Raw genomic sequence first — 24,379 nt, 5'->3', positions numbered from 1 at the left:
GTCGCTGTTGCGATGCTCGGCAAAGGTCCAATGCTGCCCGTTGATTTAAATCGATATGGGTGGCCCTCCAAGAGGCGAGGGGAGCAGTTTTATGGGTAAGGTTACAGGTTTTCTTGAAATAGACCGGCAGGTTGGCAAGTATCAACCAGCGTCAGATCGTATTCGCCATTTCAGGGAATTCACCATTCCCATGACCGATGGCGAGGTCAAAAAGCAGGCGGCACGCTGCATGGATTGCGGCATTCCGTTTTGTCATGGCCCTACGGGTTGCCCGGTTCACAATCAGATCCCTGACTGGAATGACCTCGTCTACAATGACAATTGGGATGAGGCGATCCGAAACCTGCATTCCACCAATAATTTCCCTGAATTTACAGGCAGAATCTGCCCTGCGCCTTGCGAAGAAGCCTGTACGCTGAACCTTGAAGATGTGCCGGTATCGATCAAGACGGTCGAGCAGGCCATCGCTGACAAGGCCTATGAAACCGGTTTTATCATTCCTCAACCAGCCGCTTCCAAGACCGGCAAGAATGTTGCGATCATCGGTTCGGGTCCGGCAGGGATGGCGGCGGCGCAACAACTTGGTCGCGCAGGACATGAAGTTCATGTTTACGAACGCGAGAGCAAGCCAGGTGGATTGCTGCGATATGGCATTCCGGATTTCAAAATGGAAAAGCATTTCATCGACCGGCGGGTGAGTCAGATGGAAGGTGAGGGCGTCACTTTCTTCTGCGGCGTCAATGTGGGAATTGATAAGCCAATTCAGGAGCTTATCGATAGCTACGATGCCGTTTTATATTGCGGCGGCGCCGAAACGCCACGCCCTGCAGGCATTCCCGGCGCTGAATTTGAAGGTGTCCACGATGCGATGCACTATCTGGTTCAGCAAAATCGTCGTGTAGGCCGTGAAAACATTGAATCCGTTGCCTGGAAAAGCGACTCGATTGTCGCGTCCGGAAAGCACGTTGTGGTTGTTGGCGGTGGTGATACGGCGTCTGACTGCGTGGGCACGGCATTCCGTCAAGGCGCGGTAAAAGTGACCCAGCTCGACATCCGCCCGCAGCCTCCAGAAAAAGAAGACAAGCTGAGCGTATGGCCTTACTGGGCAACGAAAATGCGTACTTCTTCATCGCAAGCCGAGGGTGCTGCCCGTGAATTTCAGGTGGCAACGCTTGAATTCATTGGAGAAAATGGCGAGCTGACCCATGTGAAATGCTGTGAAGTGGATGAGGCACGCAAGCCTATTGCCGGAACGGAATTCTTCATCAAGGCCGATCTTGCCTTCATCGCCATCGGCTTTTCCGGCCCGTTCGAAGACGGGATTGTCAAAGAGCTTTCCGGTTCGCTGGAAATGAAAGCCGACCGTCGTGGCAACCGCTCGGTTGTAGCGGATGATGTCGATTATCGTACCAGTGTCGACAAGCTTTTCACCGCTGGCGATGTCAGGCGGGGACAGTCTCTGGTGGTCTGGGCGATCCGGGAAGGTCGTCAGGCGGCAGCTTCAATAGATGAGGCTTTAATGGGAAGTTCGGTGCTCCCTCGATAGGTATTTCTACCGCGCGCAACCAAATTGCACGCGGTAGTTACAATTCTTCGGCAAAAATCGACGATTCTTCGGCAATTCCCAGAGAGTTTTCGTTGTTTTTGTATCAGTTCCGGAAATTCTGATTTGAGTTCGCAACTTGTCGGATTATTTTTGCGGAAATCCCGATGACAATCTCATGCACGTGGCGCGCGAGTACCAGTGTCGGTCCTATTTGGCCGGTTTTGGCCAAGAAAAATCATTTGTGCGTCCGGGCTGGCTTGCTGGTGTCACACCCTGTTTGATGAGCAGATCGCGGTCCGATTTTTCGGCAGCGGGGACGGAGCGCGTGGAGGCGCCAAGTAGATCGGTGCCGCCGTCCAGTTCGGGATCATTCAGGCTGATTGGCGCAAGCCTGTCAACTCTGACAGGACCGGATGGGGTTTCCGGCAATGCCTGCACAGGAGCACCCGGTTTGATGGCGGCAATATCGGGCGCGGTGGCTGTACCCAGCATTTGGCGCAATGGCTTTTCGACATAGAAAGCGAGTTTACGCTTGCCGGCAGGGGTCAGGCCGATTCCGTCATTGTTACGCAGGCGCGCCGTTTGCCCCGACATATCGAAGCCGGTAAGCGTAAATGAGCCACTTTGATCAACGAAGCCATCCCACACATCGACGAACGTGCCTTCGGCTTTTTCAGCGGCATTGCGATAGAGTTCGTTAAAGGCCAGCACGTCATTGGTCATGCTCTTGGTTTTGAAAGCCGGTTGCCCGACCCAGACGACCGGTTTGCCGGTTTTCTCGACCGCATCTAGAAATGCACCGAGCCGAGCCTGATACTCCTTCGACCATTCTTCACTCAGAAATGGTTTTCCCTTGGCCTCAGACTGAACACCGGTAAATTGCTGCCGGTCATTGGCTCCCGCCATCACCACGACGACTGAAGGTTTTTCCGTTTCAATCAATCCACCTATGGTCATAGGCCAATTGCGATGATCGTCGCGCACGAACCCGGATGAGCCATCGGCCTTATCAATGACGCGCACGCCGGGGCTATCGATAAAAGCTGCCTCAAGACCCTCCGCCAGACCGCTGGCCATGAAGTCGCCAACGACAAGAACTGTCTTGGCATCAGGCAATTTGTCAGGAATGGCTGGTTCAACCGCTACCGATGGCGCGGGTCCCGATTGCGGTCCTGCCGGAACTGCTTTCGGGCGCGCGGGTTTGGTTGCGCGATTTTTAGGCCGAGGGCGGACCCTCCGGCCATCATCGATCAGGCGGTCGGTATCTTCGCGATAAATTTCACGACGTCCCATCAGCATATCGAGCAGGGTTCGGGCAGCTGCGGTTTCGGTGAAAACGAGTATCCCAGAAAGTCCGAGCGCCATAGCAAAACCTGCCAGCCGTATAATTCTTTGCTCGGGCGCAGTGCGTGGTTCGACTTTCGACAAGCGCTCAGGAAGCTCACCACGAGGAAGCTTCGTGGGTTGCAAAGAAAGTGGCAACCTCTGAGTTTCTTTAGTTTCTGCCGTCAAACCACATTCCTCACGGTGAGCTTGTCGTACCACGCTATGTTCGCGCAGTGCGACAGACTCTCCCCTACTTCTTACGCAGGATCGTCAGCACTTCCTTGCTGGGGTGACCATCAGGGTCCAGGCCCATGCGGGTCTGGAATGCCTGAATGGCATTGCGCGAACCACTGCCGATCTTGCCATCTACCTTGCCGTCATAATAGCCGAGTTCGGTCAAATGATGTTGAAGTTCTTCGCGTTCTTTCATTGTGATGGGCGTAAACGGCCGGTTCCAGTCCTGACGCAGGCCCGTTGAACCGGCAATCTGATCGGCCAAAAGGCCAACGCCCAATGCATACTTATCGGCATTATTGTAGTTTTTCAGCACGAAAAAATTCTTGGTCATGAGGAATGACGGACCTTGGCGTCCATCCGGCACTTTCAACGTCGCTTTTACGCTACCATTGGGGAAAGCCTTGCCATTGGCACGGACGACTCCGAGTTGTTGCCACTCTGCGATGGACTTTGAACCGGCGGGGAATTTGCGCCCGGCAGGCAGCACAACCTCATAACCCCATGTCTGGCCGCTCTGCCATCCATTCTTGCGAAGAAGATTGGCGGCTGTCGCCAAGGCATCAGGCACGGAGTTCCAGATGTCGCGTTTGCCGTTGCCATCCATATCCACGGCATAGGCGATATAGCTTGTCGGAATGAACTGCGTATGGCCGAGCGCGCCTGCCCATGAACCGGTAAGGTGACTGCGGTCAATATCGCCGGACTGAAGAATTTTCATGGCGGCAATCAATTGCGTGCGGCCGAATTTGCCCCGGCGCGGATCAGCATAGGCAAGAGTGGCGAGCGAGCGCACAGCATCGCGCATCACATCATCGCGTTTCATGATCTCGCCGTAGTTGGTTTCCATCGACCAGATTGCGAGAAGAATATTGCGATCAACGCCGAATGATTTCTCAATGGCACCCAGCCAACGGCTGTACTTCTTGGCCATTTCGCGGCCTGTTGCCACCGAGTTTTCATTGACGCGGTTATCAATATAATCCCAGACAGGCGCAGTGAATTCCGGCTGGAATTTCGCCTTCTCCAAGACTTCCGGATCGATCTCCGTGACGCCGGCAAAGGCGCGCTTATAGGTTGCCGCAGAAATGCCGCTGGCCATCGCCGTTGCCCTGAAATCGGCGATCCAAGCCTGGAACTTTGCATCGGCGGAGGCATTGTTGACGTTGAGTGACAGGATAAGACCCGCCGCAGCTGCAATCATGCAAAAACGTTTAGACAATGCCGACGAAGCTTCAATCATGTTATGCCCTCGAAATGTGTTCCCACAGGTTCAGACGATAATATTAGCATGTCAAAGTTAGGAATTAGTTTACCATGCCTTCCTCAGTGCCCACATTAACATCGGCAAAGAATATTTATTTTACAGGCCTGTGCATTTTCGTTCTTTGAGGCCAGATTGTCCAGGATCTAACCAAAAACCAGAATCGGTATTTGGGAATTATATCAAACTTTGAATTGTTACTGCGGCTTTTGTGAGTTCACGACGACAATAGATGCTTTAACGAAGAAATCGCATGCAACACCAACGAGGTACCGATGACGACACTGAAGAAAATTCGCAAGGCCGTCTTTCCCGTTGCGGGTTTTGGAACCCGCGTTCTTCCAGCAACAAAATCCATTCCGAAAGAAATGCTGACAGTCGTCGACAAGCCAGTCATTCAGTATGTGGTCGATGAAGCGCGCGAAGCTGGTATTGAACATTTTATTTTCGTTACGGGCCGCAACAAGGCTGTTATCGAAGATTATTTCGACGCGCAGTACGAGTTATATTCATCGCTGACGGAGCGCGGTAAAACAGCCTTGCTGGAAGAATTGCAGAGCATTCAGCCAAGGCCGGGCACAACCAGCTTTACCCGCCAGCAGGTGCCGATGGGGCTTGGCCACGCCGTCTGGTGCGCACGCGATATCGTCGGCAATGAGCCATTTGCGCTGCTTTTGCCTGACATGATCATGCAGCCGGAAAAGAATGGCTGTCTGGCCGATATGGTGGAGCTATACAATCAATCGGGTGGCAATATCGTTGCGGTGCAGGAATGCGACCCGGCTGAAACACACAAATATGGTATTGTCGGGCAAGGCAAGCCGGTCGGCAATGGGTTTGAGCTGACGGAAATGGTAGAAAAGCCCGCCAAAGGCACTGCGCCTTCAAATCTTTACATTAATGGCCGCTATATTCTCCAGCCGGAGATTTTCAACATTCTGGAAAATCAGGAACGCGGTGCGGGCAATGAAATCCAGCTGACGGATGCCATGCTCAAACTGACCAAAGAACAGGATTTCTTCGGTTATCATTTCAAGGGTCGTACCTATGATACCGGCTCCAAGGAAGGCTTCGTTGAGGCCAATGTGGCCTTCGCACTGTGGCGCGAGGACATCCGCAATGGTGTGTTCGACAATATTGGCAATATGCTGAAGACGATCAAGCCAAAGGGGCAGTGATCTATTTTAGTTGGGAGCGGTCTTGGCTGCTCCCAATGTTTTGTGTGGTTCGTCCTTCGATAAGCTCAGAAAATGGGTAATCGCGTCTCCATTATGCGTGGTTCGACGAGGCTCACCATGAGGAAAGTGAGTTGATTGCAGGGAATCGAAATCCTGCAAAGTTGAAAATCATCATGCAGCCCTCGGAGTTGTGAGGCAGGACCATGCAATCAACCGACCTTCCTCATGGTGAGCCCGTCGAACCACGCATTAGTTCAATGCAATAACTTAGTATTACCGCTGCAATGTCACGCCGACATACACACTCGTCTCATCGGTATTGCGTGATTCAACGTCGCTGCGGACAAGCTGGTGGCGGGCGCTGACATCCAGCCCGACAAAACGATTAAACCAGTAGGTTGCACCGATCTCGGCGCCGAAACCCTTATCCAGTCCCGTATCATCTTTATTGTCGCGCAAAGAAGCGATCAGCTTGGCGTTAAAGTCCAGGTTAACCCGGACCTGACGTTTGATGCCAACCGTTCCTTCATAATAGACCGAACCGCTTTCTCCGGGGGCGGTTGCGCCTTCGACGCGGGTCAAAAGACCGATATCGACATCGGTTCCGCGCTGCGGAGACCATTTGATCGCCGCATCCGCACTGAGGCCTTCGACAGCTTGCAAACGGTCATCGTCAATACCTTGGCGTAAATAGCCAAGTGCGAACTCGCCTGACATTTTCTCCCCGAAATCAATCTCGACGCCGCCGCGAAGCCCTGAACGCACACCGGAACGGCGATAGCCGCTAAAATCGACTTTCTCATCATAAATGAGTTTACCAAACTCGACCTCGACAAAGGGCTTGATGGCAGGCGACATTTCAAAGCCGCCACGCAAGGCGATGCTGGCGAAGGTGTTGTCGCGATCTTTCTGGCTGACAGCGATATTGCCGAATTCGGCATTGCCGTAGGTGGTTCGGTTGACCTTGCCTTTGACATCGCCGAAAAATTTGCCGAACTCGTGGCGCAAGCCAAGCGTTCCATCAAGCTCTTGCACGCCAGGACGGTTTGATGTGCCTTGAAGCGTTGTTGGCGCGCTTGGATCTTCCTGCCGATAGCGATAGCCCGCTTCACCTTTTACAGTTGTGCGTGCGCCGAGATCCAGTTGAAAGCCAGCACGCAGCCCAATATTGGGCGCTGAATATTCCTCACCGGAAAGGGTCTTGTCATAGGTCCCATCAAAATCCAGCCATGCGGAATGGCGTGACCAATCTGTCGTGGCACGGGCACGCAGCCGGGTTTCCGACAGGATGGCGGATTTGCCATCCGAACTATTATCGGCATTGGTTGTTGCCCGCAGACCCTGACTGAGGGAGGGGCGCAAAGTTACTGTTCCGGCCCGTATGCCGAGCGGCGCGAAGGGTTCAGGATCGGGACGCGGTATACGGCGCTCAATCGCCGAAACAGGCATATTGTCCTTTTCAGCGCGATTTTCCGCCGGATTGGCTTCCTGACTCTGTTCGATTGCGCCGGTGTCATAAGGATTTTCCGGATCTCGGTCAGTGTTATTTTCGTCTCCGGCCGCGGCTGTGGGGCGTGGCGCTCCTGGCCGTGGTTCCGGTGTTGGCACTGATGCCGTCGGAACTGGCGTCATCTGATCCTCCGGCGAAGGCGGCGGGTTCAGTCCACCGCTATCATCGGCTGGACCGCTCGGAGGGCTGCCGTCGTTTTGAGGTACACCCAACAATCCCAGATTGGAACTATCATCCTCGGCGGGCAGGGCGCCGGGGCTGACAGGCTCATAGGCGCGGGAGGGAATGCCGGAATCGGTTGTAGCTGCGCGCGAATCAGCGGGACGTGTAGTTTGCGTCTGCAGGGTGTTTCCCTGAATAGACCCGCGCAACTGAGAGTTGTCTGGCAGAACAGTTTGCTGAGCCAGAGCAGGGCCGCAAACCATAGACACAGTGCTGCCAAGCAAGATTGCGATGACGCAAAGATTGCTTGAAGCTTTGAAGCGATAACTCGCTTTTGCGCGTGGTTTGGACGAATGAGTCAATAGATTTGCCAAAGGGTTCGAACCTTCAACGATGGTAAAGAAGCATGGTTAATGACTTGATAAGACCGCTGGTTTTGCGCGGTGCTCATACGGATTTGCGAAGCGGCAATGAACAAAAATTGGACATGAGCCAGCGGAAGCGCTAACGGTTTGCCCATGCAGGCTATAAATGACACCAAACTGGACAGGTCCGCAGCGGTTGACTCCGCAAAACGGACAATTGCAACCGAACAAGACGGGCTAGTTGCGCTAGGCGCAGCGCTGGAAGGTTCGATGGCCGATGCGTTCTGCCGCGCGATTGAGAAAATCGCTGCAATCAAAGGGCGCATCATTGTTACCGGCGTTGGCAAGAGCGGCCATGTCGGCGCCAAGATCGCTGCGACATTTGCCTCGACAGGCACACCGGCCTTTTTCGTACATCCTTCGGAAGCCAATCATGGCGACCTTGGCATGATCGCCGCCGATGACGCCATTCTTGCGCTGTCATGGTCTGGCGATACGGCGGAACTGAAAGGAATAGTCAGCTATTCGCGGCGGTTCCGCATTCCGTTGATTGCGGTGACGGCGGGTGAAAAATCAGCACTGGCAATGGCTGCCGATGTGGTGATCCTGATGCCGCGCGTGGCGGAAGCCTGTCCGCATGGCCTTGCGCCGACGACATCTACGCTGATGCAACTGGCGATGGGCGATGCGATTGCCGTGGCGCTGCTTGAGGCACGCGGCTTTACCCCCGGTGACTTCAAGACATTCCATCCGGGCGGTTCGCTCGGTGCCAGCCTCACTCATGTGCGCGAGATCATGCATCGCGACGACCAGATCCCCCTTGTGCCGCTTGGGACGCTGATTCCCGACGCGATGAAGGTTCTGTCCGAAAAACGTTTCGGTTGTATTGCGGTCGAGAATGCCGATGGCACGCTGGCTGGCATTATCACTGACGGCGATCTTTCGCGTAATCTGCACCGCAGTCTGGTGACAATGACCGTCGAAGAGGTCATGACGCGGAACCCGAAGACTGTACCGCCGACCATGCTGGCAAGCGCAGCACTGGCTTTGCTCAATGATCACAATATTGGTGCGCTGATCGTGACTGAAGACAATTACCCGGTCGGGATCGTGCATTTCCATGATCTGTTGCGCATCGGCGCTGCATAAGAGCGTTGTAATTCGATTGTGCGTGGTTCGACGGGGGCTCACCATGAGGAAGGTGGGTTGATTGCAGGGAAACACTCCTGTAGCGCTGGCGAATTAACCCGCAGCCCACTGCCCTTCCTCATGGTGAGCTTGTCGAACCACGCATTTTGTTGTGCAATGAGCTGAAGCGTTTTTTGCTAGAGCGCTTCGACCCGCAATGTTCCCTGATCGATCCCGACGATTTTCACTGGCGTTCCGGCGGCAAGGTCCGGACCTGTGACACGCCAGAGACTATCGCCGACACGCGCGCGGCCCCGGCCATTTACGGTCGCTTCTTCAAGAGTAACAATCTGGCCAATGAGCTGTTCACCGCGCCGGTTGAGCAAGGGTTCGTCTGACTCCGCATCGGTCGCGCCGACGAGCTTGCGCCCGATGAAAACGGCGATCAGCGAAAGCACCAGAAACAGGATGACCTGCACCTGCCAGCCGAATGGGAAAGCTTCGCCAAGCAGGATGACAAAGCCGCCGACAATGAGCGCGGCGATGCCGAACCAGAGGAAGAATATTCCCGGCGCGGTCACTTCCAGGATCATCAGCAAAAGGCCAAGTACGATCCAGTTCCAGGGGCCAAGTTCCGCAAAGAGACGTTCCAGCATTTCAAAGCCTCACCCGAATTATGAATTCGTTCCGCTGGTACCTGGAACGGTGCGTCCGCGGGCTGGTGCAGCAGGCGGCGACGCAGGCGCATTATCGCCGAAAACTTCACGAGCAATTGCGCCAATGCCGCCAAGCGAACCGACAAGAGCGGAGGCTTCCATTGGCATCATGATGATTTTCTGGTTGGGGCTGGAAGCAAACTTGCCGAAGGCTTCGGTGTATTTTTGCGCGACGAAATAGTTAAGCGCCTGAACATTGCCGCTGGTGATGGCGGCTGACACCATTTCGGTTGCCTTTGCTTCAGCTTCCGCAAGACGCTCGCGGCCTTCAGCTTCGCGATAAGAGGCTTCGCGCTTGCCTTCTGCTTCGAGAATTTGCGATTGCTTCAAACCCTCAGCGCGCAAAATCTGCGCCTGACGGGTGCCTTCAGCTTCCAGAATAATGGCGCGCTTGTCACGTTCGGCCTTCATCTGACGGCCCATGGAATCGAGCAAATCCTTCGGTGGATTAATGTCTTTGATCTCCACGCGGGTCATTTTAATACCCCATGAATGCGCGGCCTCGTCGACAACGCGCAGCAACCGATCATTGATCGTGTCACGGTTGGAAAGCAGCTCGTCGAGAACCATGGAGCCCATGACGGTACGGATATTGGTCATGGTCAGGTTCAAAATGGCGTTTTCCAATCCGCTGACCTGATAAGCCGCCTGTGGCGCATTGAGGATCTGATAGAAGGCGATGCCATCCACGGCAATATTGGCATTGTCCTTGGTGATGACTTCTTGCGTAGGAACGGCAAGCACCTGTTCCATCATGTTGAGCTTGGCGCCGATGCGATCGAAGAATGGGACAATGAGGCTCAAGCCCGGCGATAGAGTGCGGGTATATTTGCCGAAACGTTCAATGGTGTAATTGTAACCTTGAGGCACGGTTTTTACGCCCGCAAACAGAATTGCCAGTACGAGAATGGCAAGCACTGGTATCGTGAAATCAAAACCGCTCATTGTATCGCCCCCTTGGTCGGCCCTGAGGCCCGAAACTCACACTATCCCGTTTAGCGGGTCAGTGCACGATAGACCATAGTGGCAACATCAAAAAGCAGCGATTCTACACCCAACCCTGTAGTTCGCGGCGGACGAGCTGTTCGATGACCCGCATGCCTTCATCGCTATCATTGAGGCAAGGCACGTGAGTGAAGTTCACGCCGCCATGCTCGTGGAAGATTTCCTCGCCTTCACCGGCGATTTCCTCAAGCGTTTCAAGGCAATCGGATACAAAGCCGGGGTTGAAGACAGCAACGGATTTCACACCCTCTTTGGCAAGTTTTTCCAGGGTCTTGTCCGTGTAGGGTTGCATCCATTCTTCGGGGCCAAAACGTGACTGGAAGCATGTTATCAGTTTGTCTTCGGCCCAGCCCAGTCTTTCACGCAGGAGCCGGGTGGTTTTCCAGCAATGGCAGGGATAGGGATCGCCGCGCTTGAAATAGCTCTGCGGTATGCCGTGATAGGAAGCGATCAAAAGCTCAGGTTCAAAATCAAGCGTGGCATAATGCTTCTCGATCGATGTCGCCAATGCATCAATATAGACGGCCTCGTCCTGGTAGGAGGGGACGATGCGCGTCGCCGGCATGAAGCGCATCTTGATCAGCGCTTCGAAAAATTTGTCGTTGACAGTTGCGGTCGTCGTTGCCGAATATTGCGGATAGAGCGGGAACATGAGAATGCGCTTGCAGCCTGCTTTATCCAATCGCTCCAGCGCCTGCTCGATTGAGGGCTGGCCATAACGCATACCCCAATCGACAACGATTTCCGGGTGCTCGGCCAGAGCTACCCCAAGTTTTTCGCCTTGAGCGCGGGTATAGGTGCGCAACGGCGATTCGTTGCGCTCGCGGTTCCAGATCTTGTCATAGAGCGCGCCGGATTTTTTCGGACGTGTGTTCAGCACAATGCCGTAAAGCACGGGAAGCCAGATAGCGCGGGGCCATTCAATGACGCGCTTGTCAGAAAGAAACTCCTTGAGATAACGGCGCATCGAGGTTTTATCAGTGCCATCCGGAGTGCCCAGATTGACGAGCAGAACGCCGATTTTCGACGTCTCAATATGCGGATGGTCCTGGGGTTTTTTAACCGTCGCCATCGGCTCGTCAGAAATTTTCATTGTCGTACTCCGCTTCTGCCGCCAGAAACTAGTGTCCGCCGGTATTATTGCAAGGGCACCAAAGGCCGCATGTTGAGTGCACAGATCAGGATTAAGCCGATTCAAGAAGTTTCGGGATTTGTGGCCGAACCACGCAGTATGCTTGGACATTAGCCCCCTAAGTTTTTCGTCGCAGGCTTCCATTTGGCATGGAACTTGCGTTTAATCGGTTGTCTGCGTTCGTCACTCAAAGGAAATGACTGTCATGTCCAGCCACCAGCATGCAACGCCTCCCGTTCTTCTTGTTACCGGCGCACATCCTCAGCTCTACAGCGCCGATCTAGCCCCCACCGCTCCTGAGGGACGAACCTGGGGCGCATTCAGCCTTTTTGCCATGTGGATGTCCGATGTCCATTCTGTTGGCGGCTATACATTTGCCGCGAGCCTGTTCTTTCTGGGCCTGACAGGATGGGAAGTTTTGATCGCCATGATCGTTGGCATAACGGCTGTCTATTTCCTGATGAACCTGATCGGCAAGCCATCGCTGAAATATGGTGTGCCGTTTCCCGTTGTGGCCCGCATGTCTTTTGGTGTCATGGGTGCCAATCTTGCTGCCGTTCTGCGCGGCATTGTCGGTATTGTCTGGTACGGCGTGCAAACCTATTTCGCCTCCAAGGCAGTTCAGGCGCTGGCAATTACCCTTGTGCCGAGCACTGTTGAACTGACTCGAAACGACATATTCGGGCTGTCGACGCTCGGCTGGCTCAGCTTTCTTTTCATGTGGGTTTTCCAATTGCTGATTTTCTTGCGCGGCATGGAATCCATCCGCAAGTTCATCGATTTTTGCGGGCCTGTGGTCTATGTGGTGATGTTCGCGCTTGCCATCTGGATATTATCGCAAACCGGCTTTTCCAGCCTATCGCTGCAGCTTGCGCCACCGGCGGAGGGTTCTTCCCTGTCGCATATGGCGAATGCCTCCATGCTGATCGTTGCCTATTTTGCAGCGCTGCTGCTTAATTTTGGTGATTTCTCGCGTTTCTCGCGAGACGAGAAAGCCATGAAGATCGGCAACTTTCTGGGGCTGCCGGTCAATTTCATCGTCTTTTCCATCATCGTTGTGATCGTGACTGCCGGTACGGTTCAGGTCTTTGGCGAGGCCATTCTTGACCCGGTTGCCATTGTCGAGCGTATCAATAATTCTTGGATCGTCGTTCTTGGTTCGATTACCTTCATCGTCGCAACCATGGGTATCAACATCGTCGCAAACTTTGTCTCTCCGGCCTATGATATTGCCAATCTCTTTCCTGAGAAGATCAATTTCCGTATGGGCGGATTGATCACCTCCATTCTTTCGGTCCTCGTCTGCCCTTGGCTTTTTGTCTCAAGTCCTCAGGCGATCACCATTTTCGTCAGCATATTCGGCGCCGTTCTTGGTCCGATTTTTGGCATCATGATCGCCGACTACTATCTGGTGAAGAAGCAGAATGTTGTACTCGAAGACCTCTATACGATGTCCCCGGAAGGATCGCTCTATTTCGAGCGGGGATGGAATAGCCGTGCGCTGCTGGCATTGGCGATAGCCAGTGTTATGTCTATCGGATTGTCGGTGCTTGGGGCCACGCAATATATCCGTAATGGTGGCGATTGGGGCTGGCTGCTCGGAGCAGTCATAGGTGGTGGTGTGCACTATCTGCTGATGCGCAATGAGCGGGTTGCTGCTGCGGCTCTGGGAGCGAAAGCGTGAAGTTGAAGCGGTGCATGCCCATTATCTCCCCCTCCAAGGGGGGGTAATGGGACGGTGAGGTGTGTATATGGCTCACCGTAAGGGGATAGGCTGCTGCATCTAGGCTGTGCGTGGTTCGCCCTCCTGAGCCTGTCGAAGGGCCAACCACGCCATTGCAGCTTGTGTATTACTTGGCAGGCACTTTCATCTCGGCACCAACAGGCAGTTTCATAACTTTCATATCGGGATTTGCTTCAGATAGCTTCTTCCAGGAAAAACCATCGCCGTAGAGCTGTTCGGCAATATCCCAGAAATTATCGCCAGCCTTGATCACGTAGGAAGTCGGGGTTGTCGCAAGAGCTACGGAATCAGCAGGTTTGGCGGCATCGGCAGGTTTGGCAGCGTCTGCTGCCGGTGCTGCGGGCGTCGTTGTTTCGGAGGGAACGGGCACTGCAATCGGACTTGCGGATGTAATGCGGCCGTCCATCACAGGCTTGTATGGGTTGTTTTTAACGAGATAGTCGGCAAGGACTTCTTCAAGGCCGGGACCATAATCGTAGGCATTGATCCCATTGGTGGCAAAGACCTTGTAGCCATCGCCGCCGGCGCGCATGTAATTGTTGGACACCACGCCATAGGTTGCAGCAGGATCGATTGGCTTCCAGCTTTCGCCCTGCATAACCTGAACATCGGAAATACGGCTGCCGACAGGCTTGGAAATGTCGAATGTATATTTCAAACCAGCGACCTGCGAAAAGCGGCCCGCGATTTTTTCAATCTGGCTCGCTCCATTCTCCAGCGCCGCAACGACATCCGAGCCGCGCAACTGGAATGTCGCAAGGGTGTTCTGGAAGGGTAGAACAGTCAGAACCTCGCCCATGGTCACTTCACCGGCATCAATTGAGGCGCGCAAGCCGCCGCCATTGATGATGGCAATAGTCACACCTTGCGCCTTGACGCGATCAAGCATTGCGTCGGCGACAAGATTGCCCATGCTGCATTCGCCGATGCGGCAGACTTCACGAGAGCCGTCGATCTCGCCTGCAGTATCGGCGACTTTGCGGGCCTTCAGTTCTTCTATCGGCTTGGCAAGTTCGGCCACGCGGGCAACAAGGGCTGCATCCGGCGTGACTGAAGAGTCGAGCAGGATCGGCGCGCCGGAGCTTGCCGTGACATTGCCGTCATCATCAAAGGTGACTTTGAGCTCGCCCAGATATTTGGAATAGGCCTTGGCCTGAACGATTGGAACCTCACGTCCTGCGGGATTTTTGACGAGGGTGGGGTAGGGGCCGCCAGAGTCAGGATCAGTACTGGAAAGCAGAGTATGGCTATGACCGCCGACGATCACATCAATACCGTCGACCTTGGCCGCAATCTCTTCATCCTCAAAATAGCCGGTATGGTTGAGCGCGATGATCTTGTTGACGCCCTCAGCTTTTAATGTGCCAACGAGCTTTGTCAGGGTCTCGATCTCATCCGCGAATTTGACAGTGGGTCCGGGTGTAGAGATTTCAGCCGTATCGGTCGTCAGGGCGGATATGATTCCGATTTTCTGGCCGCCGATTTCCTTGATCAGATAGGGTTTGAACTTACCCGCGATCAGCGGTTCTGAATCAGCCTGGGTATTGCTGGAAATGATGGGGATTTTGACCTTATCGAGGAATTTACCCAACACTGACGGGCCACCGTCAAATTCATGATTGCCCAGCGCCATGGCATCATAGCCAATTGCATTCAGAAACTCGGCGGTGTCATCGCCCTTATAGGTTGTGTAAAACAAGGAGCCCTGGAATTCATCGCCAGCGTTGAGCACAATGACATTGCCGCCGTCCTTGGAAAGTGCCGCGCGGCGTTCATCGATCTTGGCTTTTACGCGCGCAATGCCGCCGAAACACTCATTCTTGGTCGTCTCTTCGGGCGAACAGGTGGAATCATATTTGTTGATGGCTTCGATGCGGGAATGCAGGTCGTTAATGTGCAGAATATTGAGCGTATAGTCGGCCATGGCGCTTCCCGCGCTGATGCCGAGGGCGGAGGCAGCTAGAAAAAGCTTGCCGAGAATTCTGGACATGACCTGCTCCGTTCAATTCGATGTGGTAATACATCAGCACCTTGATGTGCTTGTGACAAAGCCATGGTTTCATCACTTTGCACACGATGCAAGAGAGGAAAACAAGCCTGTGTAAACACGCCAAGGCAATATTTAGTTCGGAAAATTACCTGTTCATTACAACAAGGAGTTTAAAACATGAGTGACAAGCCCACGGTTATTTTGGTGCACGGATTCTGGGGCGGTGCGGCCCATTGGAACAAAGTAATTATTGAACTCACGCGCATGGGGCATACCAATATCCACGCCGTCGAACTGCCCTTGACCTCACTCGGCGATGACGCCGAACGCACGCGCAAAATGGTGGCGCAACAAAGCGGCCCGGTTCTTTTGGTGGGACACTCCTATGGTGGTGCCGTCATTACAGAGGCGGGCAATGCGCCCAATGTGGCCGGTCTGGTCTATATTGCAGCTTTTGCTCCGGATGCAGGGGAAAGCCCTGGTGCTATCACGCAGGAGCACGTGCCACTTGCAGCGGCAAATCTCGCACTGGACAGCGACGGCTATCTTTGGGTCAAGCCGGAACTCTTCCATGAATGCTTCTGTCAGGATTTGACCGAGGAGGAAGGGCTTGTCATGGGGATTACCCAGAAGGCACCTTTGGCGAGCACTTTTGGCGATACAATCACTGCGCCCGCCTGGAAGACAAAACCGTCCTGGTATCAGATTTCCACTGACGACCGGATGATCGCGCCGGAAAACCAGAAACGCATGTCGTCACGTCTTGGTGCGCGGAAAATCATATCTCTTGACGCCAGCCATGCCTCGCTGGCGTCACAGCAGGTGGAAGTTGCATCGTTGATTGATGAAGCAGCAACGGAACTGGCGAAGAACTAGAGGATCGCTTTGCCGAAAGATGTCCACGGGACCCTCCGTGGACATCTGCAAAATGGCGGACGAAGTCGAACCGCGATCTTAAGCGGAGCGGCGCGTCAAAGAAAACTGCTGGCCCGAGGAGGACGTGCAGTTCAACTGGCCGCCACTCACGAGCGCACAATTGACCTTGGACTGCGTACCGCGAGCAAGCGAGCGAAGATCGATCTCGACAAGATTTGCAGATACGAAGCGGTAATTGCCCTCGGCAAGTTTTTCCTTGGTATCATTGGCACGGGTTTCGAAAACACCGCCATTGAAGTTCGAGAATGCAACACCGGATGTATCAAACCATTGGCCCTGAACGGCGTCAGTGGGGCGTGCGGTCTGTACAGGCCCGCCATCTGATTGCGGCCCGCTCATGCAACCGGCGAGGACAATGGTCAATGCGGCTGAACCGAGGCCAAGTGATAAACGTTTCATCCAAACAATCTCCCATGGGTGTGGCCCATAAATGACGCTAAAATTAAGCAATAACAAGACTTAAGTTTATTGATAATCTGCGGCAAGCTCAGATTCGTACAGCAAAGAGGGTGGGTATGATAGGATATACGATGGTCGGCACGAATGATCTGCGCAAGGCGGAAGCATTCTATGACCCGCTCATGGTCGAGCTTGGCCTGGAGCGCTGCTTTAGCGATGAGGTTATGTTTTCGTGGGGCAGAAAAACCGATGACGATGTTCCCCGCTTCATGGTGGGCCTGCCTTTTGACGGAGAGGTGGCAAGTGTCGGCAATGGCAACATGACCGCGTTTCGGAGCGAACAAGCTGGTCTTGTCGACAGGCTCTACGCATTGGCTCTTAAGAATGGCGGTAGCAGCGAGGGCGAGCCAGGTTTGCGCCCGCAATATGGGCCGGGATTTTATGCGGCCTATGTCCGCGATCCGGATGGCAATAAGCTCGCCTTCGTTTGCTATGATGCGAAGATTGACGATCAGGAAAAATGAAGGATCATTCTTTCCGGCTGGAGCAGGCATCTGAACAGGATTTTCAAAGATTGTTCGAGTTGCGGCTTCTCACCATGCGTGAAAGCCTTGAGCGGATCGGGCGTTTCGATGAGAGGCGGGCATTTGAGCGGTTCCGCAAGTCATTTCGAGCTGAATATACGCGACTGATTGTGCTTTCGGATGGTTCGCTCGGCGGTTGCGTGGCGCTTGGCCCGTCTGATGATGGATTGCTGCTAGAGCACTTCTACATTTCCCCGGCATTGCAGAATACCGGCTTGGGAACGGCTGTCCTTCAGACGCTTTTGATGGAATCGGATGAACGCGGCTTGGCTGTGCGCTTGAGCGTATTACAGAAGAGCGATGCCGGTCGGTTTTACAGCCGGAACGGATTTACCACGACCGGTGAAGATGAATGGGACGTCTATTACGAAAGAAGCCCGCAAAAGAAACGGCACCTGTGAGGGTGCCGTTTGCCATTTCAGTATGGTCCAGAGCAATATCAATGGACGAGAATATTGCGGAACTGCCAAGGATCGCTTTTATCAATGTCTTCCTTGAACAGGCCCGGCCGGTTTTCCAGCGGTGTCCAATCGGTATAGTGACCTTTTAGCGGGCCGAGATATGGCGTCTGAACTTCGAGGCAACGACGGAAATCAATCTCGTCCGTTTCCACGATACCCGCTTGCGGGTTTTCGAGAGCCCAAACCATGCCAGCTAGAACAGCGGAAGAGACCTGAAGGCCGGTCGCGTTCTGATAGGGAGCAAGCTTGCGGGCTTCCTCAATTGTCAGCTGCGAACCATACCAATAGGCGTTCTTGTCGTGGCCATAGAGCAAAACGCCCAACTCGTCGGCGCCGTCCACAATCTCGGACTCGTCCAGCACATGCAGCTTGGTTTGCGGCTGGCCAGCAGCACCAAACATTTCATCAAGCGACAGGGTTGCCACATTGGATGGATGATAGGCGTAGTGGCATGTCGGCCGGTAGGTTGCCTTGCCCTTCTTGTCGAAAACAGTGAAGAAATCGGCAATCGAGATCGACTCATTATGTGTGACCAAAAGGCCGAACTGCGCGCCCTCTGTCGGGCACCAGGTGCGAATGCGGGTGTCAGCGCCAGGCTGCTCGAGAAAAATGGCGGCCTTGTTGCCCTTCTTCTGCTTACGGGCATTTTTTGGCATCCATTTTTCATGGGTGCCCCAACCAAGCTCAGCAGGCTGCAAGCCTTCTGAGATGAAACCTTCAACGGACCAAGTGTTCCAGAAGACGCCGAAAGGCTTTGGATCAACGGCACGCTGCGTATCGCGCTCGGCAATGTGGATGCCTTTGACGCCAACCTGTTTCATCAACTTGGCCCAGCCATGGCGATCAGAGCGTTCAGGCTCGGTATGTTCAATATTGAGGTCTTTGGCCAGATCAAGCAAAGCACGTTTGACGAACCATGAAACCATGCCGGGATTTGCCCCGCAGCATGAAACCGCGGTCGGACCGCCCGGGTTTTTCTTCTTCTCGGCAAGCAGCGTCTGGCGCAGCGCATAATTGGTGCGCTCGGCATTGTCGATGCCGCTTGCATAGTAGAAGCCAGCCCATGGCTCGATGACCGTATCGATATAGAGCGCGCCGAGCTTGCGGCAAAGATGCATGATATCGACGGATGACGTGTCTACCGAAAGATTGACGCAAAACCCCTGTCCGCCGCCTTCGGTAAGAAGTGGCTTGAGCAGTGTCTTGTAATTTTCCTGGGTGACTGCTTCCTGAATGTAGCGAATACCGCGTTCATCCAGCAATTTCTTGTTTGCATCGCTCGGGTCAATAACGACCAAGCGGGACTTGTCAAATTTGAAGTGGCGTTCGATGAGGGGCAGGGTACCCCGTCCGATGGACCCGAAACCGATCATCACGATCGGACCAGTAATTTCTCCATGTATAGGCCATTTAGCCTTCGCCATTTTTTCGTTGCTCCTAATTTTGATCTCCATCATTGAGGGCAGCGGGTTGATATACCGCTTCAAAAGCAACCATAGAGCATAGTCATGCTCAAGAGCAAACAACCGCTGGCCGCTTTGAGGTGAATTTTTGCCCTAATGTTAATTAAAACAGGATTACAGACGATTTAGAGTGTCAATCAGCCGCTCGCGGATTGTCATAATACCTTTATAATTGGATTGGGCAGGATTAAGCGCCTCCAATTGGCGGCAAAAAGCTTCTGCGACAGCGCGGCATTGCGGATGTTTCTTCAATGCATTTACGGGGTCGAGATAAATACGGATCGTGAAAAGAATATCCCCGGACATGGGTAATTTACGCAAGGTCTGCCGCTCGACCCGGATATGGCAATGGGTTGCCAGATCATCATCGGTGTAAAGCGCCCCTTTCTGATGGCTGGCGAGCGGGTGATACATCTCATCACCTGGCTGCAAAGACCAATTCATGCGATAGACGGATCGATCAGGGCGCAGATTGTCAAACATGCGGGTTATCAAATCGGCATTGCGGGTGCCTGCATTAAAGTCAGGAACGGGCGCATGAATATCGTCCATGGACCGCCCGAATTTTTCCAGCAATGTCCATGATGAGGGAAAAGACAATGACGCAGCGGCAAGATGCCAGCCGCGTTTCTCGTCTTTGCGCATGAGAACCAGATCTTCCTGAACAAGATTTGCAGCACGGAGCAGCAAAGGCGTTTGTGCCGAGCCCAGCTCAATTTTATCGGGCCAACCGGAAACGGTAATCTCGTCACCATTGCGGGCGTAAAGTTGCGGATATCTGTCAATCAGATGAGCAGCGAGCAGCTCAAGAATTTCTGCTTGCGCGGCTTGCGTCCCCGGTTCCTCGACGAAAATCCGCTCAGCATGCAGACCAAAGAGCCGCCTCTTTTCTGCAAGATAGGCGAGAAGATTCTCGTCTACCTCTATCCAGTCTTTCAAATCCAGCTGTTGCAGCCCGATCGTGAAAGGCTGGCTCGATCCATCATAGGGCGTATGGACAGGCGCTTTATTCATGCTGATGGTGTCCTGACCCTAGTCCTGATCCATGGTCTCCAGCTCGTCGATAATGCCTTCAATAACCGACAGGCCTTTTTGCCAGAAGGCTGGATCCGTTGCATCAAGGCCGAAAGGAGCAAGCAGTTCGGAATGATGCTTGGTGCCACCAGCCTTTAACATGTCAAAGTATTTCTGCTGAAAGCCCGATTCCGCATTCTGATAAACGGCGTAAAGCGAGTTCACCAGACAATCGCCGAAAGCATAGGCGTAAACATAGAAAGGCGAGTGGATAAAATGCGGAATATAGGTCCAGAAATTCTCGTAGCCCGGGCCGAAATGCACCGCATCGCCCAGGCTTTCCTTCTGAATGTCCAGCCAAATCTCGCCGATCCGATCTGACGTCAGCTCACCATTGGACCGCTCGGTGTGAACGCGACGTTCGAACTGATAGAACGCAATCTGCCGCACGACCGTATTGATCATGTCCTCCGCCTTTTGCGCCAGCATCGCCTTGCGTTCGCGCTTATCCCTGGTCTTTTCCAGCAATGAACGGAATGTCAGCATTTCACCGAAAACCGAGGCGGTTTCGGCAAGGGTCAGGGGTGTTGACGCCATGAGCGCGCCCTGATCCCCGGCCAGTACCTGATGCACGCCATGACCAAGCTCATGCGCCAGAGTCATCACGTCGCGTGGCTTGCCCATGTAATTGAGCAGAACATAAGGATGGGCAGAAGGAACAGTCGGATGGGCAAATGCGCCGGGCGACTTGCCCGGGCGCGTCGGCGCATCAATCCAATTCCGGTCAAAAAAGCGCTTGGCAATCTCGGCCATTTCGGGGGCAAAGCCATTATAGGCTGAAAGCACGGTTTCGCGCGCTTCGGCCCATGGAATGACCGCTTGTGGTGTTTCCGGAAGGGGCGCGTTGCGGTCCCAGCTATTGAGATAATCGAGGCCGAGCCACTTGGCTTTCAACTTGTAATAACGATGAGAGAGACGCGGATAGGCGGCCTGCACCGCTTCCGCCAACGCGTCGACAACTTCACGCTCAACACGATTGGCCAGATGACGGCTATCGGCGATATCCTCGAAGCCGCGCCAGCGGTCGGAAATTTCCTTGTCTTTCGCCAAAGTATTGGTGATGAGCGTGAAGATGCGCAGATTTTCCTTGAAAGTCTTGGCCAGCGCATCGGAAGCGGTCTTGCGCACTTCCGCATTCGAATCCTGCAGAAGGTTGAGGGTTGGCTCAATCGGTAATTCCTCGCCATTTACCTCAAAACGCAATGATGTCATTGTTTCATCAAAAAGCCGGTTCCAGGCGCCGCGGCCTGTAATAGACTTCTCGTGAAAGAGTTGTTCCAGCTTGTCATCGAGCTGGTATGGCTTGTCTTTGCGCAGATCGACCAGCCATGGGCGGTAATGGCCGATGGCTGAATTGTCATCCATGGCCTTTTCGATCAGTGCATCTTCAATACGGTTCAGTTCGAGGCCGTAAAAGATCAGATGGGTGCTGGCATCGGTGAGCTTTTGCTGGATATCGCCATAGAGCTTGGCATTTTTCGGATTGGAAGTATCGCTGGCATAGACCAGTCCGGCGTAGGAGCCGATTTTGCCCATCAGATCATCGAGCGCTTCATACTCTGCAATGGACTGAGCAAAATCGCCGCCCTGCGGTTTTGCTATTTCGGCGGCGAGGGTGCCTTTCCATCGTTCTTCAAAGGCGATGGAAAGTTCACCGGCCTTTTGCAGATCAGCCGTAAGTTCACTGCTTTCGGGGGAAGGATACAGATCAGCCAGGTTCCATTCCGGCAATATGCCAAGTGCAGCCTGTTCCTCCTTTACGGCGGCGGCGCCGGATTTTGGGGAAAAAACAGTGGCCTGCAATATGTTGTGTCTGTTCATTTCAAAACTCATTATTGCGCCATAAAATGGCTGGGCGTAGGAGGTCCGGTCGAATCAGACCAGTGGAAATCGGAACACTAAACTTAGTGCAAAGAGACGGCTGTGCAACGATTTGACGCCAATGACGTAAACATGCTGACAAAGCCAAGTTGCCTAGGCAAATGAGACTTTGACCGCTTAGAGGCGATATTTTGGCGTGGGCGGGGTGGATTCTTTCGTCAAAACGCCTTATTCCTGTCGTTAACCAACTGTTGACCATGTCACATAACAGTGGATTTCATTCAGGTTTTTGCCATGCTCTCAACGTATTTGATGTTCAATAAGTGACCATTAACCATTAAATTGGATAATCCAGCTATTCGGGGACTTGAGAAAACGATCAAGGTTGGGACGACATTGTCAAACATGGTGCATGCACAGAGCGGTAAATTGACGGCAGGTTTTAACATGCGTGCCGGTTGGTTTGCGTTCCTCATGGTCTTCGCGTCGATGCTTTTTGTATCCGCTCAGGCTCAAGCCGAGACGAGAACTCTCAAGCTTTATTTCATTCACACGAAAGAACGCGCTGAAATCACGTTCAAGAAGAATGGACGCTATCAGCAGGATGGCCTGAACAAGCTGAACAAGTTTTTGCGCGATTGGCGCCGCAATGAACCGACCAAGATGGACCCACGCCTTTTCGATCTGGTCTGGTCGACCTATCAGAAGGTTGGCGGGCGAGACTATATCAATGTGGTTTCGGCCTATCGTTCCCCTACTACCAATTCGATGCTTCGCTCCCGTTCGCGCGGTGTGGCAAAGACAAGCCAGCATATGCTCGGCAAAGCAATGGACTGGTATTTGCCAGGTGTAAAACTTGCAACCTTGCGCAATGCAGCGCTGAAATTTGAAGCTGGTGGCGTTGGCTATTATCCGCGTTCCGGATCGCCCTTCATTCATACTGACGTTGGTAATGTCCGCCATTGGCCGCGCATGAGCCGCAAGGAATTGCTGGCGGTGTTCCCGGACGGCAAGACCATGCACATTCCGACCGATGGTAAGCCATTACCCGGTTATGAACAGGCGGTCGCAGCTTACGAATCCCGTAAGCGCAGTGGAGGTTCGATCCAGGTTGCAAGTTCAAGCTCTTCGCGTCGCGGTGGCAAGACTCTGTTTGGCGTATTGTTTGGCGGTGGCGCGGATGAAGAAGAGGATTCAGGCGAAAGCTCAGTAGCGGTTGCTTCGGCGCCGACACCGGCCCGGGGCACCACACGGCAAGCACCCGCCGCTGCCGCTGAATCCGACGAGGATTCAGGAGCTGCGCCAGCAACCACAGCCGGTAACCTTCCGGGCGTGATGGAACCTGCATTGCCAAACCGTAATGCGCCTGCGCCAGTGGCTGCACCGCGTCCTGAAACGCCGGTTGAGCTGACGCCGGAAGACAATCAGGCTCTTGCTTTTGCTGTGCCTGTGCCGCTGCGCCGTCCGGATTATGCGCCAGCTGTAGCAACGCCGGAGCCCTCAACGCTTAATGCGCTTGCAGCGGATAATTCAACGCAGGATAGTGCTGCAGCGATTGCTCAGATGATCGCAGCCAATCCGGCGCCGGAACCCGCGCCAGCAAATGTGGCGCAGCCGCAAATGGTGAATGCGCTTGTGCCTGTACCATTCGAAAAGCCGCGCACAGCGCCAAAGCAAAACGACATGATGGTCGCCTCCATTGTTCCAACGCAACGTCCGGCGAATATACCAGCTTCCGTTCAGACAGCGGATAACGACGTCATTCCGGTTCCAGACGATGATCTTGAAGCGATCATCAAGCAGTCTGATCCCGAACACAGCACTGTTGTGGCGGCGTCCGATCCTTCGCCGGAACTGCCAACCACTGTCGGCAAGACAGGTGGACGGGTGAAGAAGGTTACCGGCAATGATGCTGCTCAAGTTGCATCTGCCGCTCCCCAGCCTTCATTGCGCAAGACCATGCTTGAAGCCAAGGGCGGTGATCCGGTTGCCATGCTCGACAGCGGTGTGGTGACTACGGCCAAGGCATCCAAGCCACGCCGTCAGGCAGTGCAGGAGGCGCCGAAGGCGATGCAGGTCGCGTCCGATGTGCCGGAGCGGGCACTTTCGAATGAGCAGGTCGCCGACACAGCACCGGCAGTTACCCCTGCAGTACTGCGCAATGAAACAATGCGCATGGCCCCGACGACAGTCTATGTCGCCGGATTCCAGCAGAAGTTGCCGGTTGCCGACGCCAACAAGTTTACCGGCAAGGCTGTAACCTTCATGCAGATCGCAAAGTTCAATCCCAGCCACGGCTCGTAAAACAAGACCCCTCCCTGCTGCTTCGCAGCTTCCCTCC

Annotated in this window: 19 protein-coding genes; 8 read left to right on the top strand and 11 right to left on the bottom strand. The window is 53.9% G+C overall.

Translation table 11 applies throughout. The features are described 5' to 3' along the window. Positions 1 to 91: 91 nt before the first annotated feature. Positions 92 to 1,546, top strand: coding sequence for a glutamate synthase subunit beta (locus AC6CHM_RS08020; RefSeq protein ID WP_115052251.1), 1,455 nt, complete (start codon positions 92 to 94; stop codon positions 1,544 to 1,546). A gap of 207 nt (positions 1,547 to 1,753) precedes the next feature. On the opposite strand, the gene AC6CHM_RS08015 is transcribed toward AC6CHM_RS08020, so the two are convergent. Beyond that, positions 1,754 to 3,058 carry an SGNH/GDSL hydrolase family protein gene (locus tag AC6CHM_RS08015; protein WP_337354405.1) on the bottom strand — a complete coding sequence of 435 codons (1,305 nt, stop codon included), beginning with the start codon at positions 3,056 to 3,058 and terminating at the stop codon, positions 1,754 to 1,756. 64 nt (positions 3,059 to 3,122) lie between these two features. Next, the gene (locus tag AC6CHM_RS08010; protein WP_115052253.1) at positions 3,123 to 4,349 is read right to left on the bottom strand and encodes a lytic murein transglycosylase; all 1,227 of its coding nucleotides are present in this window, start codon (positions 4,347 to 4,349) and stop codon (positions 3,123 to 3,125) included. A gap of 296 nt (positions 4,350 to 4,645) precedes the next feature. On the opposite strand from AC6CHM_RS08010, the gene galU reads away from it, so the two are divergent. Continuing rightward, on the top strand, positions 4,646 to 5,548 hold the full coding sequence (galU, locus tag AC6CHM_RS08005; protein WP_162802453.1) for a UTP--glucose-1-phosphate uridylyltransferase GalU: 903 nt from the start codon (positions 4,646 to 4,648) through the stop codon (positions 5,546 to 5,548). Positions 5,549 to 5,821: 273 nt separating this feature from the next. On the opposite strand, the gene AC6CHM_RS08000 is transcribed toward galU, so the two are convergent. After that, the gene (locus tag AC6CHM_RS08000; protein WP_498172596.1) at positions 5,822 to 7,582 is read right to left on the bottom strand and encodes an outer membrane beta-barrel protein; all 1,761 of its coding nucleotides are present in this window, start codon (positions 7,580 to 7,582) and stop codon (positions 5,822 to 5,824) included. 156 nt (positions 7,583 to 7,738) lie between these two features. Between AC6CHM_RS08000 and AC6CHM_RS07995 the strand changes: the two genes are divergently transcribed. Continuing rightward, a complete protein-coding gene (locus tag AC6CHM_RS07995) occupies positions 7,739 to 8,734 on the top strand; it encodes a KpsF/GutQ family sugar-phosphate isomerase (protein WP_307279922.1) in 996 nt (331 codons plus the stop codon). 176 nt (positions 8,735 to 8,910) lie between these two features. On the opposite strand, the gene AC6CHM_RS07990 is transcribed toward AC6CHM_RS07995, so the two are convergent. From AC6CHM_RS07990 to hemH, 3 genes are all read right to left on the bottom strand, one after another. Further along, positions 8,911 to 9,369 (bottom strand): NfeD family protein, encoded by a 459-nt coding sequence (locus AC6CHM_RS07990; RefSeq protein WP_115052256.1) that lies wholly within the window; start codon positions 9,367 to 9,369, stop codon positions 8,911 to 8,913. Positions 9,370 to 9,387: 18 nt separating this feature from the next. After that, the gene (locus AC6CHM_RS07985) at positions 9,388 to 10,374 is read right to left on the bottom strand and encodes an SPFH domain-containing protein (protein ID WP_307279917.1); all 987 of its coding nucleotides are present in this window, start codon (positions 10,372 to 10,374) and stop codon (positions 9,388 to 9,390) included. Positions 10,375 to 10,477: 103 nt separating this feature from the next. Continuing rightward, positions 10,478 to 11,506 carry a ferrochelatase gene (gene hemH / locus AC6CHM_RS07980; RefSeq protein WP_307286215.1) on the bottom strand — a complete coding sequence of 343 codons (1,029 nt, stop codon included), beginning with the start codon at positions 11,504 to 11,506 and terminating at the stop codon, positions 10,478 to 10,480. 265 nt (positions 11,507 to 11,771) lie between these two features. Between hemH and AC6CHM_RS07975 the strand changes: the two genes are divergently transcribed. After that, complete coding sequence (locus AC6CHM_RS07975; RefSeq protein ID WP_337354407.1) at positions 11,772 to 13,250, top strand: NCS1 family nucleobase:cation symporter-1; 1,479 nt, start codon at positions 11,772 to 11,774, stop codon at positions 13,248 to 13,250. A gap of 166 nt (positions 13,251 to 13,416) precedes the next feature. Here AC6CHM_RS07975 and AC6CHM_RS07970 read toward each other — a convergent pair whose 3' ends face one another. Next, on the bottom strand, positions 13,417 to 15,300 hold the full coding sequence (locus AC6CHM_RS07970) for a 5'-nucleotidase C-terminal domain-containing protein (protein ID WP_337354408.1): 1,884 nt from the start codon (positions 15,298 to 15,300) through the stop codon (positions 13,417 to 13,419). A gap of 177 nt (positions 15,301 to 15,477) precedes the next feature. Between AC6CHM_RS07970 and AC6CHM_RS07965 the strand changes: the two genes are divergently transcribed. Next, positions 15,478 to 16,176 (top strand): alpha/beta hydrolase, encoded by a 699-nt coding sequence (locus tag AC6CHM_RS07965; protein WP_498172594.1) that lies wholly within the window; start codon positions 15,478 to 15,480, stop codon positions 16,174 to 16,176. A gap of 78 nt (positions 16,177 to 16,254) precedes the next feature. Here AC6CHM_RS07965 and omp10 read toward each other — a convergent pair whose 3' ends face one another. After that, a complete protein-coding gene (omp10, locus tag AC6CHM_RS07960; RefSeq protein ID WP_115052262.1) occupies positions 16,255 to 16,635 on the bottom strand; it encodes an outer membrane lipoprotein Omp10 in 381 nt (126 codons plus the stop codon). Positions 16,636 to 16,751: 116 nt separating this feature from the next. On the opposite strand from omp10, the gene AC6CHM_RS07955 reads away from it, so the two are divergent. Next, positions 16,752 to 17,159 carry a VOC family protein gene (locus AC6CHM_RS07955; protein WP_115052263.1) on the top strand — a complete coding sequence of 136 codons (408 nt, stop codon included), beginning with the start codon at positions 16,752 to 16,754 and terminating at the stop codon, positions 17,157 to 17,159. Beyond that, positions 17,156 to 17,620, top strand: a complete 465-nt coding sequence (locus tag AC6CHM_RS07950; RefSeq protein WP_337354409.1) for a GNAT family N-acetyltransferase — start codon at positions 17,156 to 17,158, stop codon at positions 17,618 to 17,620. Before AC6CHM_RS07955 ends, AC6CHM_RS07950 begins: the two co-directional genes overlap by 4 nt. 38 nt (positions 17,621 to 17,658) lie before the next feature. Here AC6CHM_RS07950 and AC6CHM_RS07945 read toward each other — a convergent pair whose 3' ends face one another. From AC6CHM_RS07945 to AC6CHM_RS07935, 3 genes are all read right to left on the bottom strand, one after another. Continuing rightward, positions 17,659 to 19,104: a homospermidine synthase gene (locus AC6CHM_RS07945; RefSeq protein ID WP_115053209.1), complete on the bottom strand. Its 1,446-nt coding sequence runs from the start codon at positions 19,102 to 19,104 to the stop codon at positions 17,659 to 17,661. A 153-nt stretch (positions 19,105 to 19,257) separates the two neighbouring features. Beyond that, positions 19,258 to 20,157 carry a heme-dependent oxidative N-demethylase family protein gene (locus AC6CHM_RS07940; protein WP_498172591.1) on the bottom strand — a complete coding sequence of 300 codons (900 nt, stop codon included), beginning with the start codon at positions 20,155 to 20,157 and terminating at the stop codon, positions 19,258 to 19,260. Between the two features lie 18 nt (positions 20,158 to 20,175). Continuing rightward, entirely contained in the window at positions 20,176 to 22,038 is a 1,863-nt protein-coding gene (locus AC6CHM_RS07935) for a M3 family oligoendopeptidase (protein WP_307279900.1), read from the bottom strand. A gap of 447 nt (positions 22,039 to 22,485) precedes the next feature. Here AC6CHM_RS07935 and mepK point away from each other — a divergent pair, with 447 nt between their 5' ends. Next, positions 22,486 to 24,342, top strand: a complete 1,857-nt coding sequence (gene mepK, locus AC6CHM_RS07930) for a peptidoglycan L,D-endopeptidase MepK (RefSeq protein ID WP_307279898.1) — start codon at positions 22,486 to 22,488, stop codon at positions 24,340 to 24,342. Positions 24,343 to 24,379: the final 37 nt, after the last annotated feature.

This window comes from Phyllobacterium sp. GQ127 (assembly GCF_059758635.1).
The sequence above is the reverse complement of the archived record's forward strand: the minus strand, read 5'-3'. Positions and strand labels throughout refer to the sequence as shown.

Bases quoted from the DNA above. Each gene is read 5' to 3' on its own strand.
- AC6CHM_RS08020 (WP_115052251.1), top strand. From the start codon at position 92: ATGGGTAAGGTTACAGGTTTTCTTGAAATAGACCGGCAGGTTGGCAAG.
- AC6CHM_RS08010 (WP_115052253.1), bottom strand. From the start codon at position 4,349: ATGATTGAAGCTTCGTCGGCATTGTCTAAACGTTTTTGCATGATTGCA.
- galU (WP_162802453.1), top strand. From the start codon at position 4,646: ATGACGACACTGAAGAAAATTCGCAAGGCCGTCTTTCCCGTTGCGGGT.
- AC6CHM_RS07995 (WP_307279922.1), top strand. From the start codon at position 7,739: ATGCAGGCTATAAATGACACCAAACTGGACAGGTCCGCAGCGGTTGAC.
- AC6CHM_RS07990 (WP_115052256.1), bottom strand. From the start codon at position 9,369: ATGCTGGAACGTCTCTTTGCGGAACTTGGCCCCTGGAACTGGATCGTA.
- AC6CHM_RS07985 (WP_307279917.1), bottom strand. From the start codon at position 10,374: ATGAGCGGTTTTGATTTCACGATACCAGTGCTTGCCATTCTCGTACTG.
- hemH (WP_307286215.1), bottom strand. From the start codon at position 11,506: ATGGCGACGGTTAAAAAACCCCAGGACCATCCGCATATTGAGACGTCG.
- AC6CHM_RS07975 (WP_337354407.1), top strand. From the start codon at position 11,772: ATGTCCAGCCACCAGCATGCAACGCCTCCCGTTCTTCTTGTTACCGGC.
- AC6CHM_RS07970 (WP_337354408.1), bottom strand. From the start codon at position 15,300: ATGTCCAGAATTCTCGGCAAGCTTTTTCTAGCTGCCTCCGCCCTCGGC.
- AC6CHM_RS07965 (WP_498172594.1), top strand. From the start codon at position 15,478: ATGAGTGACAAGCCCACGGTTATTTTGGTGCACGGATTCTGGGGCGGT.
- omp10 (WP_115052262.1), bottom strand. From the start codon at position 16,635: ATGAAACGTTTATCACTTGGCCTCGGTTCAGCCGCATTGACCATTGTC.
- AC6CHM_RS07955 (WP_115052263.1), top strand. From the start codon at position 16,752: ATGATAGGATATACGATGGTCGGCACGAATGATCTGCGCAAGGCGGAA.
- AC6CHM_RS07950 (WP_337354409.1), top strand. From the start codon at position 17,156: ATGAAGGATCATTCTTTCCGGCTGGAGCAGGCATCTGAACAGGATTTT.
- AC6CHM_RS07945 (WP_115053209.1), bottom strand. From the start codon at position 19,104: ATGGCGAAGGCTAAATGGCCTATACATGGAGAAATTACTGGTCCGATC.
- AC6CHM_RS07940 (WP_498172591.1), bottom strand. From the start codon at position 20,157: ATGAATAAAGCGCCTGTCCATACGCCCTATGATGGATCGAGCCAGCCT.
- AC6CHM_RS07935 (WP_307279900.1), bottom strand. From the start codon at position 22,038: ATGAACAGACACAACATATTGCAGGCCACTGTTTTTTCCCCAAAATCC.
- mepK (WP_307279898.1), top strand. From the start codon at position 22,486: ATGCGTGCCGGTTGGTTTGCGTTCCTCATGGTCTTCGCGTCGATGCTT.